The sequence below is a fragment of the Mycobacterium sp. NGS50 genome (assembly GCF_059812545.1).
Map to the genome: position 1 here is coordinate 79,037 of NZ_JCALCW010000010.1, position 14,042 is coordinate 93,078.

Here is a 14,042-nt window from a genome sequence, read left to right on the forward strand (position 1 = left end):
AACTCTCTTAATATTACTGTAGGGTAGCCCGCTATGACGGCTCTCAATGATGCAGAGCGGACCGCCCTTGTGTGCAGCCGCCCGGAAGATGAGAACCCCGTGCCCGCCGATCGGAGCGCTGTGGACCGTTTCAAGAGGTTCCTGCCGGACTGGCTGCCTTCCCGCGGATTCATCGCGGCGGTGATCGCCATCGGCGGCATGCAGCTGATGGCGACCATGGATGGCACGATCGCGATCGTCGCGCTTCCGAAGATCCAGAACGAGCTCGACCTGTCCGACGCCGGGCGCAGCTGGGTGATCACCGCCTACGTGCTCACTTTCGGTGGACTGATGCTGCTGGGCGGCCGACTCGGCGACACCATCGGCCGCAAGCGCACCTTCATCGTCGGTGTCACCGGCTTCACCATCGCCTCGGTGCTATGCGGCATCGCCTGGGACGAGCCGACGCTGGTCACCGCCCGGCTGCTGCAGGGCATCGGTGCCGCCATCGCCTCACCGACAGGTCTGGCGTTGATCGCCACCACCTTCCCGAAGGGCCCGGGCCGTAACGCCGCCATGGCGGTGTTCGGCGCGATGACCGGTGTCGGTTCGGTGATGGGGCTGGTCGTCGGCGGGGCGCTGACCGAATGGTCGTGGCGGCTGGCGTTCGTGGTCAACGTGCCGATCGGGCTGGTGATGATCTATCTGGCCCGCACAGCGTTGCGGGAGACCAACCGCGAACTGATGAAGCTGGACGCCGCCGGTGCGGTGCTGGCCACGCTGGGCTGTACCGCGGCGGTGTTCGCGTTCTCGATCGGGCCGGAGAAGGGCTGGGTCTCGGTCTTCACCATCGGTTCGGGGCTGGTGGCCGCGGCGGCGTTCACGGCGTTCCTGTGGGTGGAGCGTTCCGCTGAGAACCCGATCGTCCCGTTGACGCTGTTTTTCGACCGCAACCGGCTGGTCACGTTCGCCGCGATCTTCCTGGCCGGCGGCGTGCTGTTCACCCTGACCGTGCTGATCGGCCTGTACGTGCAGGACATCATGGGCTATAGCCCGCTGCACGCCGGCGTCGGCTTCATCCCGTTCGCTGTCGCGATGGGCATCGGTCTGGGCGCCTCCTCGCAGCTGGTGCGGTACTTCCCGCCGCGGGTGCTGGTGATCGCCGGTGGGGTCCTGGTCGTTGGTGCAATGGTGTACGGCTCCACGCTGTACGCCGGCATCCCGTACTTCCCCAACCTGGTGGTGCCGATCGTCGTCGGCGGTATCGGGATCGGCGTGATCATCGTGCCGCTGGCGCTGGCGGCCATCGCAGGTGTCGGCTTCGACCAAATCGGGCCCACCTCGGCCATCGTGTTGATGCTGCAGAACCTCGGCGGTCCCGTGGTGCTGGCCGTCATCCAGGCCGTCATCAGCTCCCGCACGCTGTACAAGGGCGGTATCACCGGCCCGGTCAAGGACATGAACGCCGCGCAGCTGCACGCGCTGGACCAGGGCTACACCTACGGCCTGCTCTGGGTGGCGGGGGTGGCCGTGATCGTCGGCGCTGTGTCGCTGCTGATCGGGTACACCGCCGAGCAGGTGGCGCACGCCCAAGAGGTGCAGGGCGCCCTGGACGCCGGCGAGCTGTAATCCGCTCAGGCTGCGGCTTGAATGGTGATCTCGCGGATCTCGGCGCAATTCTGGCCGTCAGTGGTGCCCAGGGTGGAGATCCACACCAGCACATTCGAGGTCGGCGCCGAGGCCGGAATCGGGATGGTGTTGTAGCCGGATCGCAGCTCCGCCGGGGGCGCCAGCAATGTGGTCTTCGACAGTTCGGCCGGATCAGCCGACGGTGACGAGCGGATTTCGACGGTGGTTTGCGTGCTGGAGATGTCGATGGTGATGACGCCGACGACGGTGGGTGCAGGCAGCTGCAGCATCAGGCCCACCCCTTCCTTGAAGTTCGGGAACGGATGGTTGTTCCGCGCTGGCGACCTCGGTGCTGACGGGGAGCCCGGCTAAGCTGGCCCGCTGTGATTACCCGGATGTCCGAGCTGTTCCTGCGCACGCTGCGCGACGACCCCGCCGACGCCGAAGTGGCCAGCCACAAGCTGCTGATCCGGGCCGGCTACATCCGCCCGATCGCGCCCGGACTGTACAGCTGGCTGCCGCTGGGGCTGCGGGTGCTGCGCAACATCGAACGAGTGGTGCGCGAGGAGATGAACGCCATCGGCGGGCAGGAGATCCTGTTTCCGGCGCTGCTGCCGCGCGCACCGTACGAGACGACCAACCGCTGGACCGAGTACGGCGACGGTCTGTTTCGGCTGCAGGATCGGCGCGACAACGACTACCTGCTCGCGCCGACCCACGAGGAAATGTTCACCCTGATGGTCAAGGGGGAGTACAGCTCCTACAAGGACTTCCCGCTGACGCTCTACCAAATCCAGACCAAGTACCGCGACGAGGCGCGGCCGCGGGCCGGCATCCTGCGCGGCCGGGAGTTCGTGATGAAGGACTCCTACTCGTTCGACATCGACGACAGCGGCCTCAAGGACGCCTACCACCATCACCGCGACGCCTATCAGCGGATGTTCGAGCGGTTGGGCGTGCGCTACGTCATCGTCTCCGCCGTGTCGGGCGCGATGGGCGGGTCGGCGTCAGAGGAGTTCCTGGCGGAGAGCGAGATCGGCGAGGACACCTTCGTGCGCTGCCTGCAGTCCGGGTACGCCGCCAATGTGGAGGCGGTGCTCACCGCCCGCCCGGAGGCGCTGCCGATCGACGGGCAGCCGGACGCGAAAGTGCATGACACCGGCGACACCCCGACCATCGCCACCTTGGTGGACTGGGCCAACAGCGCGCTCGGACGCAACGTCACCGCCGCCGACACCCTGAAGAACGTCATGGTCAAGGTCCGCGAACCGGGCGGCGAGTGGGAGCTGCTGGGCATCGGTGTGCCCGGTGACCGTGAGGTCGACGACAAGCGGCTGGCGGCAGCCCTGGAGCCGGCTGAGTACGCGCTGCTCGCCGACCAGGACTTCGCCAAGTATCCGTTCCTGGTCAAGGGCTACATCGGGCCGAAAGCATTGCAGGACAACAAAGTGCGCTACCTCGTCGACCCGCGGGTGGTGGACGGCACCAGCTGGATCACCGGTGCCGATGAACCGGGCCGCCACGTGGTCGGGCTGGTCGCCGGGCGCGACTTCACCGCCGACGGCACCATCGAGGCAGCCGAGGTGCGCGACGGCGACCTTTCGCCGGACGGCGCGGGCCCGCTGGTCAGCGCCCGCGGCATCGAGATCGCCCACATCTTCTCGCTCGGGCGCAAGTACACCGATGCATTCACCGCCGACGTGCTCGGCGAAGACGGCAAGCCGGTGCGGCTCACCATGGGCTCCTACGGTGTCGGGGTGTCGCGACTGGTGGCGGTGATCGCCGAGCAGCACCATGACGAGCTGGGCCTGCGCTGGCCGAGCGTGGTGGCCCCGTTCGGCGTGCATCTGGTGATCGCCAACAAGGATGACGCGGCGCGGGCCGGGGCGGAGGCGCTGGCCGCCGACCTGGACCGGCTCGGTGTCGAAGTGCTGCTCGACGACCGGTCGGCGTCACCGGGGGTGAAGTTCAAGGACGCCGAATTGCTGGGTGTGCCCTGGATTGTCGTGGTCGGTCGGGGCTGGGGCAACGGGGTGGTCGAGTTGCGTGACCGGATGGCAGGGGAAGCCCGCGAGTTGGCTGTCGGCGAGTCACTTGCCGCCGACATCGTCGCGGCGATCCGAGCCTGACCAACCTCCGGCGAGCGTGCGCAGATTGCCAATTCCACGGCGGTTTGGCGTACAACTGCGCACGCTCGCGGTGGTGGTGGCTGGGCTGACAGTGGCTACGAGGCGTTGCCGCCGGGGAATGTCTCGGTGAGCGGCCAGATGCCCGACTCCCGATTCCAGCGCGCCCCCAACACCGCACTGGCCGTCAAGGCAGTCACCGCGAACTGGCGGTCCTCGGTGCTCTGGGCCGCTTCCAGCGCCGCGCGCCAGGCCACCGCGCTGTCATCCTCCATCCGCACCGCCAGCCGCGCCGCGTCGGCGGCATTGTTCACCGAATCCGGCAGCTGGTAGCCGGCGGCGGCCACCGGTGCGCTCACCGAACGCCGGGTCAACATCGCCACCACTTCGTCGCGGCGGTCGCGGTGCTGGTGCAGCGCGTCGGACACCAGGTAGTTCACCTCGGGTGCGCAATGCGCCGAGACGATGCCGTAGCCGTAGATGACGCTGTGCTCGGTGGCCAGCGCGGCGGCCAGCGCCGCGTCGCCGGGCTTGTCGGGTGCGTTGGGAGCCGGTTCGGCCGACGTCATGATCCGCTCACCCCGTTTGCCAGCGCGACGGTGTAGGCCGCGGTGCATGCCGCGGCGATCGAGCCGAGCAGCCCGGCGCGGTACCCCGAGGAGTTGGCGGCCAGTTTGGCGGCGCTGTCCGCGGCGGCGTGCAGCGCGTTGACTACGTCGGGCACCGACGGCGGCGGACCCGCCGCGGTTGTGGTCGTAGAAGCCGGCGTGCTGGTTGAGGTGGGGGTCGGCTGGCCGGCCGCACGGGCGATCTCGCTGGCTAGCGCCTGGGCATGCGCGGAGCGCTGAGCGGCGATGGTGGTCAATGCCGGCGCGTTCGCCGGGGCAGCCGCGCCGCTGGCCGCGGTGGCCAGCTCGGCGTCGTGCACGGCCAGCCGCAGTTGTTCCTCCAGCTCGTCGGGAACCGGGGGCGGGGCAGGACTGCACGCGGACGCCGTCACACCGAGCAGGGCCAGCACCACGCCGCCGACCAGCACGTCACGCCTGCTGAGGGCCGGAAAGGGGCTGGACACGCCAACATCCTGCCATTGCGCCCGCTTGAGTCGTTCGCACGGGCCGGTGCCGGTTCCTGGCGTATCGTGGGAGCCTGGTGCCCCGGGCCGTCGACGACCGGCCGGGACCAGCTGACCGGACAACTCAAGATGAGGAGCTCGCCGTGGCCACCGGGCTACCTTCGCAGGCGCAAGTGATCGAGCTGCTCGACGCGGAGTTCGCGCGCCTCGGATACGAAATCGAAGACGTCGTCATCGACACCCGAGCCAACCCGCCGCGGATCACGGTGATCGCCGACGGCGACGCGCCGCTGGACCTGGATACCGTCGCGGTACTGTCGCGGTCGGCGTCGTCGTTGCTCGACCAGATCGATCTCGACGACGCCTACGTTCTGGAGGTCAGTTCGCCGGGCGTGGATCGCCCGTTGACCAGCGCCAAACAGTTCCGGCGGTCACGTGGCCGCAAAGTCGAGGTGACGCTGGCCGACGGGTCGGAGTTGGCCGGCCGAATCGGCGCCACCGGCGACAGCACGGTGGAGCTGGTCGTTCGGGACGGCAAGGACTGGGCGGTGCGCGAGATTCCCATTGATCAGGTCGTCAAAGCAGTTGTCCAGGTTGAGTTTTCGTCGCCCTCGAAGCGTGAGCTTGAATTGGCGGGGCAATCGGGTGTGGGAACGGAGGCCCGATCATGAACCGCGCCAGCGACGAGGCAGAGCGAAGCGAGGAGGAGCGGCGCTGATGAACATCGACATGGCTGCGCTGCACGCGATCGAGGCCGATAAAGGCATTTCGGTGGATGTGGTGGTGGACACCATCAAGACCGCGCTGCTCACCGCATATCGGCACACCGAGGGTCATGAGGCCGACGCGCACATCGACATCGATCGCAAGACCGGTGTGGTACGCGTGATGGCCCGCGAACTCGACGAAGACGGCAACGTCATCAGTGAATGGGACGACACCCCGGAGGGATTCGGCCGGATCGCGGCGACCACCGCCCGCCAGGTCATCCTGCAGCGGCTGCGCGACGCCGAGAACGAGCGCAACTACGGCGAGTTCTCCACCCGCGAAGGCGAGATCGTGGCCGGGGTGATCCAGCGTGACAACCGTGCCAACGCGCGCGGCCTGGTCGTGGTCCGGATGGGCAGCGAGACCAAGGGCTCCGAAGGGGTCATCCCGGCCGCCGAGCAGGTGCCCGGCGAAAGCTATGAACACGGTGACCGGGTGCGCTGCTATGTCGTCGGGGTGACCCGGGGCAGCCGTGAGCCGGTGATCACGCTGTCGCGCACCCACCCCAACCTGGTGCGCAAACTGTTCTCGCTGGAAGTCCCCGAGATCGCTGATGGGTCGGTGGACATCGTCGCGGTCGCACGCGAGGCCGGTCACCGCTCCAAGATCGCGGTCGCATCGCGGGTGCCCGGCCTGAACGCCAAGGGCGCCTGCATCGGTCCGATGGGACAGCGGGTGCGCAACGTGATGAGCGAGCTGTCGGGGGAGAAGATCGACATCATCGACTATGACGAGGACCCCGCCCGTTTCGTCGCCAACGCGCTGTCACCGGCCAAGGCGGTGTCGGTGACCGTCATCGACCAGAACACCCGGGCCGCCCGCGTGGTGGTGCCGGACTTCCAGCTGTCGCTGGCGATCGGCAAGGAAGGCCAAAACGCCCGGCTGGCGGCGCGGCTGACCGGCTGGCGGATCGATATCCGCAGCGACGCTCCCGATGCTGCGGGCGAGCACAACGCCCACCAGGAGCGTGAAGCCAACCGGGCGTGACGGCCTTCGGGCTGGTCGGCGCCACCCTCGCAACCGACTGATATCCCGGTGCCAGGGGTTATCTCCGCGGACGGGATGGCGGTCGACGCCGGGGGCAAGATCTACCTCGGGCGGTCGTTCGTGGGCAATGCGGAGGTATGGAAACTGCCCGCGGCGTAGCGGCCCGGATGTGTTGCTCGATCGGTGAATAGTGCTGCGCCACTGCTGGCTCTAAAGTTGCACTATGACGATGATCAGCTTCCGCGCCGACGATGCGGACGTCGCCCAAGCCGACGAGTGGGCGCGCCGTTTGCGGATCGATCGGTCCGACCTTCTTCGGGATGCGTTACGGCGGCACTTGGCTGAACTCGCGGGCCATCCGGATGCCACGGGGGAAGAAGCACTCGCTAGCGTGGCTGACTGGGGCCCCGCGGAGGATTGGTCGGATTGGGCCGATGCGACGCGGTGAACTCTGGTTCGCCGCAACGCCCGGTGGTGACCGTCCGGTACTTATCCTTACCCGCAACCCGGTTGCAGGCCGGATGGATGCCGTGGTGGTAGCAGCGCTCACACGAACCCGCAGGGGATTGGTCTCGGAGCTGGAATTGACGGTCAGCGACGATCAGGTGCCGGCAGACTGCGTCGTCAACTTCGACAACATCCATACCCTGCCGCGCACTGCATTTCGGCGCAGGATCACTCGCCTGTCCTTTGCGCGGATGCATCAGGCGTGTCATACGCTGCGCGTAAGCACGGGTTGCTAAGCCGGGAGTCGAGTCTGTGCCCGAGCGCACAAGACTGATCGGGTGCCCCGGCTGAAAATTGCGAGCAGCGCCAGATGTGTGGTGTGGCAAACTCACCGACTGTGACGGACCCCGGGGCGCAGGACATTGCGGGTTACCGTGTGTTGCAGCGGCTCGGTGCCGGTGGCATGGGCGAGGTCTACCTGGTGCAGCATCCGCGTCTGCCTCGTCGTGACGCGCTGAAGCTGCTCGACGGCGGTGTGAGCCGCAACGAGGAGTTTCGCAGCCGCTTCCAACGCGAAGCCGATGTGCTCGCACCGCTGTCGCACGCCAACATCACCACCCTCTACGACCGCGGCGAGTGGGAAGGGCGGCTGTGGCTGACGATGGAATACATCGCCGGCCGCGACGGTGCGCAACTGTTGCAGGAGCGGGGGCCGCTGCCGCTGGGGTTGGTGACCGAGATCATCGCCGGTGCGGGCGCCGCCCTCGATTACGCCTATGCGGAGCACGCCGTCACCCACCGCGACGTCAAACCCGCCAACATCCTGGTCGCCTTCGCCGCGGACGGCAGGCTCAAAACCGTGAAACTCGCCGACTTCGGGATCGCCAAGGCAGCCATCGAAGCGACATCGCTGACCTCGACCGGAGTCACCGTGGGCACGGTCTCCTACTTGTCGCCCGAGGCCATCGAGGGCCGGCCACTGGATAACCGTGCCGACATCTACTCCCTGGGATGTACAGCATTTCAACTGCTGACCGGAGCCCTGCCTTTCACGGGCACCTCGATTGTGGCGCTGATGTCGGCGCACCTTCATCATCCGGTCCCGGCGATCACCGCCTGGGCACCTCACCTGCCCGTCTACTTGAATGACCTGTTCGCGCGGGTGCTGGCGAAAAACCCCGACGAGCGGTATCAGAGCTGCGTGCAATTCGTGCAGGCGCTGCGCGGGAGTTCGCAGTCGACCCCGCCCGTGTTCACCGCCGAACAGCGCGGTGAGGTTCACCCGACAGATCCGCAGACTGCGACCCTGCTTGATCACACCCAGCTTGCTTCCGCCTACCCGCACCCCGTACCAGCATCGTTCCCACCGTACCCCGAACCGAAAAGGCGACCCCGGCGACGCAGACGGCGTCGAGCAGCAGTCATTACCGTCGCGGCGGTGGCCGGACTCGCGGCCATCACACTCGTCGCGGCGTTTGGTCTTGGCCTGCTGCCTGGGCGTTCCCACAAGTCGCCGCCACCACCCGAGTGGGCGAGCCGACAAACCGAGCTGCCGTTCCCCGGGCTCCGCGAACCCCGCGGGGTGGCCGTCGACAGCGCCGGCAACGTATACGTCGCAGACTTTGACAGAGGTGCATCGGGCAAGAGAGGCCGGGTGCTGAAATTGGCGGCGGGGTCCACCAGCCCGGTCGAGTTGCCCTTCTTCGGACTCGACATTTTGAAGGGCCTCGCGGTCGACGGGGCCGAGAATGTCTACGTTGTCGGTGATGCCGTCCGCGATCACCACCTTGAATGGCAGGTCTTGAAACTGGCGCCGGGCGCCGACAAGCCCACTCAACTGCTAGCGATGTCTCACGATGCGGAGGTAGAGGGTGTCGCGGTCGACGGCGAAGGCAACGTCTTTTTCGGCAATGCAGACAGCGGAAGGCTGGACGTTCCATGGCGCGTCCAGAAGCTAGCTCCAGGTTCACCCAGCCCTACTGAGCTGCCGTTTACTGGGCTCCACGGGGTCCGCGGCGTAGCGGTGGACCCCGCCGGCGACATCTACGTCCTCGACCAGCACCTACAAGACAACCACACCTACACCGGGCGGGTGTTCAAACTGGCGGCTGGCTCTACCAGCTCAACCGAACTTCCCGCCGAACTGGACACGTTCAGTGCACTGGACGGCATCACCGTCGACGTATCCGGCAACATCTACGTCGCCGACGACTCTGGGCTGACGAAACTGAGTCCGGGTTCGGCGTTGCCGACCACATGGAATGCGCGACAGGTGCCGCGGGCAGTGGCGGTAGACAACGGCGGCGCCGTGTACGTCGCTGAGACCGACCTCAACAACCACGGCAACGTCGTCAAGCTGGCCCCCGGCTAGCCGCTGAGGCAATCAACCGCTGGTTCGGAGCACCCTCGCGGTGTGGGTACACTGAGCCGTGATCCAGCGCGAGAGTCCGTCCGCTGATTCGCGGAAGCACCGCCACCCCGATGGTCCGGTGCGAACGTGTGTCGGCTGCCGGAAACGAGAGTTGGCTGTCGGACTGCTTCGAGTGGTCGCTGTGCTTCGGAACGGCGCGTATTCCGTGACCGTTGATACAGCGGGTAATCTGCCGGGGCGGGGTGCATGGCTGCATCCCCAACCGCAGTGCGCGAGCGAGGCCACCCGACGGCGAGCCTTCGCCCGAGCGTTGCGTATCACCGGTTCACCGGACACCTCCGCGGTGATCGAGCACTTGGAGTCATTGGAGCGCTCGAGAGCCACGGCAACAGAACAGGCAGCAAAGAACATGAGCACACCGTGAAGTCCCGATGACCATGCGTCATAGCTAAACCCGAGGCGCGGCCCCACCACCGCTGTCGCCTCACTGGACAGGAGAAGTAGTGGCAAAGGCCCGCGTACACGAGTTGGCTAAGGAACTCGGTGTTACCAGCAAGGAAGTCCTCGCCCGGCTAAGCGAGCAGGGCGAATTCGTCAAATCCGCGTCGTCGACGGTGGAAGCGCCCGTCGCGCGCCGGCTGCGTGAATCGTTCGGCGGTGGCAAGCCCGCAGCGGCGGCACCGGCCCCCGCCAGCGCGCCGGCCGCCGATGCGGCCCCCAAGCCCGCCGGCCCCAAGCCGGCAGCCAAGCCTGCCGAGGCTCCGGCTCCCGCGCCGGTCGCGACGCCGCCGGTGGAGGCCCCGGCACCCGCCGCGGCGGCTGCGCCGGTTGCGCCGCCGGCCCCGGCCGCTCCTGGGACCGAGCCGGGTGCACCCGCGCCCGGGCCGCGTCCCGGTCCGGCTCCCAAGCCCGGGCACCGCACTCCGCGGGTCGGCAACAACCCGTTCTCCTCGGTGCAACCGGTTGAGCGGGCGATTCCGCGTCCGCATCCGCAGGCTCCCCGGCCCGGCGCACCCCGACCGGGGGCCCCGCGTCCGGGCGCTTCGCCCGGCAACATGCCGCCTCGGCCCGCTGGCGCGGGTCGTCCGCCGCGGCCCGGCGCTCCTCGCCCGGGCGGTCCCGGCGGTCGCCCGGGCGCCCCGGGCGGTGCTCGTCCCGGTGGTGCCGGCGGTGGTTACCGCGGCGGTGGCGCCGGCGGTCCCGGTGGCGGTGGCGCCGCACCGGCGGGTGCCGGATTCCGCGGCCGCCCCGGCGGCGGTGGCGGCGGCGGTCGCCCCGGCCAGCGCGGCGGCGCAGCGGGTGCCTTCGGCCGTCCCGGCGGTGCACCCAAGCGGGGGCGCAAGTCGAAGCGGGCGAAACGCGCCGAATACGAGAACATGCAGGCGCCGGTCGTCGGCGGCGTGCGGTTGCCGCACGGCAACGGCGAGACCATCCGGTTGGCGCGCGGCGCGTCGCTGAGCGACTTCGCCGAAAAGATCGACGCCAACCCGGCCGCACTGGTGCAGGCGTTGTTCAACCTCGGCGAGATGGTCACCGCGACCCAGTCCGTCGGTGACGAGACGCTGGAGCTGCTGGGCGGCGAGATGAACTTCGTCGTGCAGGTGGTTTCGCCTGAGGACGAAGACCGCGAGCTGCTGGAGTCGTTCGACCTGTCCTACGGCGAAGACGCCGGCGACGAGGAAGACCTGCAGGTCCGTCCGCCGGTCGTCACCGTCATGGGTCACGTCGACCACGGCAAGACCCGGCTGCTGGACACCATCCGTCAGGCCAATGTCCGCGAGGCCGAGGCCGGCGGCATCACCCAGCACATCGGTGCCTACCAGGTCGCGGTTGACCTGGACGGCACCGAGCGTCTGATCACCTTCATCGACACCCCGGGTCACGAGGCGTTCACCGCCATGCGTGCCCGTGGTGCCAAGGCGACCGACATCGCGATCCTGGTGGTCGCCGCCGACGACGGCGTCATGCCGCAGACGGTGGAGGCGATCAACCACGCGCAGGCCGCCGACGTGCCGATCGTGGTGGCGGTCAACAAGATCGACAAGGAGGGCGCCGACCCGGCCAAGATCCGCGGCCAGCTCACCGAATACGGTTTGGTCGCCGAGGACTTCGGTGGCGACACCATGTTCGTCGACATCTCGGCCAAGCAGGGCACCAACATCAAGGCCCTGGAAGACGCGGTGCTGCTGACCGCCGACGCCGCCCTGGACCTGCGGGCCAACCCCGACATGGAAGCCCAGGGTGTGGCGATCGAGGCGCACCTGGACCGCGGTCGCGGCCCGGTGGCCACCGTGCTGATCCAGCGCGGCACGCTGCGGGTCGGTGACTCGATCGTCGCCGGCGACGCCTACGGCCGCGTGCGGCGGATGGTCGATGAGCACGGCGACGACGTCGACGAGGCCACCCCGTCGCGGCCGGTGCAGGTCATCGGCTTCACCTCGGTGCCCGGCGCAGGTGACAACCTGCTGGTCGTCGACGAGGACCGGATCGCCCGCCAGATCGCCGACAAGCGCAGCGCCCGCAAGCGCAACGCCATGGCGGCGCGGACCCGCAAGCGGATCAGCCTGGAGGACCTGGACTCGGCGCTGAAGGAAACCAGTCAGCTCAACCTGATCCTGAAGGGCGACAACGCCGGTACGGTCGAGGCGCTGGAAGAAGCGTTGATGGGCATCCAGATCGACGACGAGGTTGCGCTGCGAGTGATCGACCGCGGTGTCGGTGGCATCACCGAGACCAACGTCAACCTGGCGTCGGCGTCCGACGCGATCATCATCGGGTTCAACGTGCGTGCCGAGGGCAAGGCCACCGAACTCGCGAACCGCGAAGGTGTGGAGATCCGCTACTACTCGGTGATCTACCAGGCCATCGACGAGATCGAGAGCGCGCTCAAGGGCATGCTCAAGCCGATCTACGAGGAGAAGGAACTCGGCCGCGCCGAGATCCGGGCTATGTTCCGCAGCTCCAAGGTCGGCAACATCGCGGGCTGCCTGGTCACGTCCGGGATCATCCGCCGCAACGCCAAGGCGCGGCTGCTGCGCGACAGTGTGGTGGTGGCCGAAAACGTCACCGTGTCCTCGCTGCGCCGGGAGAAGGATGACGTCACTGAGGTGCGCGACGGCTTCGAATGCGGTCTGACGCTCACCTACAACGACATCAAGGAAGGCGACGTCATCGAGACCTACGAGCTCGTCGAGAAGGCGCGGACCTAGCCGTGGCGGACCCGGCCCGGGCGCGCCGGCTGGCCAAGCGCATCTCGACGATCGTCGCCTCGGCGATCGAGTACGAGATCAAGGATCCGCGGCTGGTCGGGGTCACCATCACCGACGCGAAGGTGACCGCCGACCTGCACGATGCGACGTTGTACTACACGGTGCTCGGCCGCACTCTCGACGACGCCCCGGACTATGGGGGCGCCGCCGCGGCACTCGAAAGTGCCACCGGGGTGCTGCGCAGCAAGGTCGGGGCCGGCACCGGCGTGCGGTTCACCCCGACGCTGGCGTTCGTTCGTGACACCGTGCCCGACGCCGCACACCGGATGGAGGAGCTGTTGGCGGCCGCTCGGGCCGCCGACGCCGACGTGGCCCGGGCACGCGTCGGCGCCACACCGGCCGGCGACGCCGATCCTTATCGGACCAGCACGGCGGGAGACGCCGGTGACGACGATCGATCCGAAGACTGAGCCGGCCGTCGTGACCCGTGTCGACGCTGCTGCAGCCGCCCAACTGGTGGCCGGGGCGGACACCATCGCAGTGGCCTGCCACGTGCATCCCGACGCCGACACCGTCGGCGCGGCGCTGGCGTTGGCGGCCGTCCTGCACCGCTGCGGCAAACATGTCCAGGTGAGTTTTGCCGCGCCGGGGGTGCTACCGCAGTCGCTGCGGACGTTGCCCGGCGGCGAACTGCTGGTCGATCCCGATCTGATGCGACGAGACGTTGATCTGGCGGTGACGGTCGACGTGCCGAGCGTCGACCGGCTCGGCAGCTTGGCTGATCTGGCCGCGCCGGGGCGCGAGCTGCTGGTGATCGACCATCACGCCAGCAACGACCTGTTCGGCACTGCAAACTTCGTCGATCCCACCGCGGACTCGACGACGATGCTGGTTGCCGAACTGCTCGACGCCTGGGATCAACCGATCGACCTTGCGGTGGCGCATTGCCTGTATGCCGGCCTGGTCATCGATACCGGGTCATTCCGCTGGGCCAGTGCCCGCGCTCATCGGCTGGCGGCCCGGCTGGTCGACCTGGGCGTGGACAACGCCGCGCTCAGCCGGACGTTGATGGACACCCATCCCTTCGCCTGGCTGCCCATGCTGACCCGGGTGCTGTCGTCGGCGCAGCTGGTGTCCGCCGCCGCCGCCGGGCGTGGCCTGGTCTACGCCGTGGTCGAGCATCGCGAGTGGGCCGCTGCCCGCTCGGAGGAGATCGAGAGCATCGTCGACATCGTGCGCACCGCCCAGGAAGCCGAGGTCGCCGCGGTCTTCAAGGAGATCGAACCGCAACGCTGGTCGGTATCGATGCGGGCCAAGTCGGCGGTGGATCTGGCAGCGGTCGCCTGCGGATTCGGCGGTGGCGGGCACCGGCTGGCCGCCGGCTATTCGGCGTCCGGCCCGGTCGACGATGCGGTTGCCGCGCTCGTCGCGGCGCTGGGCTAGCGACTCCGCGA

The 14,042-nt window shown here is 68.2% G+C and carries 13 protein-coding genes and 1 pseudogene; 11 read left to right on the top strand and 3 right to left on the bottom strand.

Annotated features, from left to right (window positions below):
* Positions 1–33: 33 nt before the first annotated feature.
* Positions 34–1,608, top strand: a complete 1,575-nt coding sequence (locus AC5Y36_RS09420) for an MFS transporter (RefSeq protein ID WP_500040614.1) — start codon at positions 34–36, stop codon at positions 1,606–1,608.
* A gap of 5 nt (positions 1,609–1,613) precedes the next feature.
* Here the strand turns inward: AC5Y36_RS09420 and AC5Y36_RS09425 are convergent.
* Positions 1,614–1,931 (bottom strand): annotated as a pseudogene (locus AC5Y36_RS09425) (hypothetical protein); the annotation flags it as partial.
* Between the two features lie 60 nt (positions 1,932–1,991).
* On the opposite strand from AC5Y36_RS09425, the gene AC5Y36_RS09430 reads away from it, so the two are divergent.
* Positions 1,992–3,737 (top strand): proline--tRNA ligase, encoded by a 1,746-nt coding sequence (locus AC5Y36_RS09430; protein ID WP_500040615.1) that lies wholly within the window; start codon positions 1,992–1,994, stop codon positions 3,735–3,737.
* Between the two features lie 95 nt (positions 3,738–3,832).
* On the opposite strand, the gene AC5Y36_RS09435 is transcribed toward AC5Y36_RS09430, so the two are convergent.
* Positions 3,833–4,303, bottom strand: coding sequence for a ferritin-like domain-containing protein (locus AC5Y36_RS09435; RefSeq protein ID WP_500040616.1), 471 nt, complete (start codon positions 4,301–4,303; stop codon positions 3,833–3,835).
* Positions 4,300–4,806 carry a hypothetical protein gene (locus AC5Y36_RS09440; protein WP_500040617.1) on the bottom strand — a complete coding sequence of 169 codons (507 nt, stop codon included), beginning with the start codon at positions 4,804–4,806 and terminating at the stop codon, positions 4,300–4,302. Before AC5Y36_RS09440 ends, AC5Y36_RS09435 begins: the two co-directional genes overlap by 4 nt.
* 143 nt (positions 4,807–4,949) lie before the next feature.
* Here AC5Y36_RS09440 and rimP point away from each other — a divergent pair, with 143 nt between their 5' ends.
* The 9 genes from rimP to AC5Y36_RS09485 all read left to right on the top strand — a co-directional run bounded on the left by rimP (position 4,950) and on the right by AC5Y36_RS09485 (position 14,031).
* A complete protein-coding gene (gene rimP, locus AC5Y36_RS09445; RefSeq protein WP_500040618.1) occupies positions 4,950–5,477 on the top strand; it encodes a ribosome maturation factor RimP in 528 nt (175 codons plus the stop codon).
* 46 nt (positions 5,478–5,523) lie between these two features.
* Positions 5,524–6,561, top strand: a complete 1,038-nt coding sequence (nusA, locus tag AC5Y36_RS09450) for a transcription termination factor NusA (protein WP_500040619.1) — start codon at positions 5,524–5,526, stop codon at positions 6,559–6,561.
* 223 nt (positions 6,562–6,784) lie between these two features.
* Positions 6,785–7,009 (top strand): ribbon-helix-helix protein, CopG family, encoded by a 225-nt coding sequence (locus tag AC5Y36_RS09455; protein ID WP_500040620.1) that lies wholly within the window; start codon positions 6,785–6,787, stop codon positions 7,007–7,009.
* Entirely contained in the window at positions 6,996–7,304 is a 309-nt protein-coding gene (locus AC5Y36_RS09460; RefSeq protein ID WP_500040621.1) for a type II toxin-antitoxin system PemK/MazF family toxin, read from the top strand. Before AC5Y36_RS09455 ends, AC5Y36_RS09460 begins: the two co-directional genes overlap by 14 nt.
* A 101-nt stretch (positions 7,305–7,405) precedes the next feature.
* Positions 7,406–9,379, top strand: coding sequence for a serine/threonine-protein kinase (locus tag AC5Y36_RS09465; protein ID WP_500040622.1), 1,974 nt, complete (start codon positions 7,406–7,408; stop codon positions 9,377–9,379).
* A 181-nt stretch (positions 9,380–9,560) separates the two neighbouring features.
* Positions 9,561–9,803: a DUF448 domain-containing protein gene (locus AC5Y36_RS09470; protein ID WP_500040699.1), complete on the top strand. Its 243-nt coding sequence runs from the start codon at positions 9,561–9,563 to the stop codon at positions 9,801–9,803.
* 79 nt (positions 9,804–9,882) lie between these two features.
* A complete protein-coding gene (infB, locus tag AC5Y36_RS09475; protein ID WP_500040623.1) occupies positions 9,883–12,588 on the top strand; it encodes a translation initiation factor IF-2 in 2,706 nt (901 codons plus the stop codon).
* A 2-nt stretch (positions 12,589–12,590) separates the two neighbouring features.
* The gene (rbfA, locus tag AC5Y36_RS09480) at positions 12,591–13,058 is read left to right on the top strand and encodes a 30S ribosome-binding factor RbfA (protein WP_500040624.1); all 468 of its coding nucleotides are present in this window, start codon (positions 12,591–12,593) and stop codon (positions 13,056–13,058) included.
* Complete coding sequence (locus tag AC5Y36_RS09485) at positions 13,033–14,031, top strand: DHH family phosphoesterase (protein ID WP_500040625.1); 999 nt, start codon at positions 13,033–13,035, stop codon at positions 14,029–14,031. Before rbfA ends, AC5Y36_RS09485 begins: the two co-directional genes overlap by 26 nt.
* Positions 14,032–14,042 lie beyond the last annotated feature (11 nt).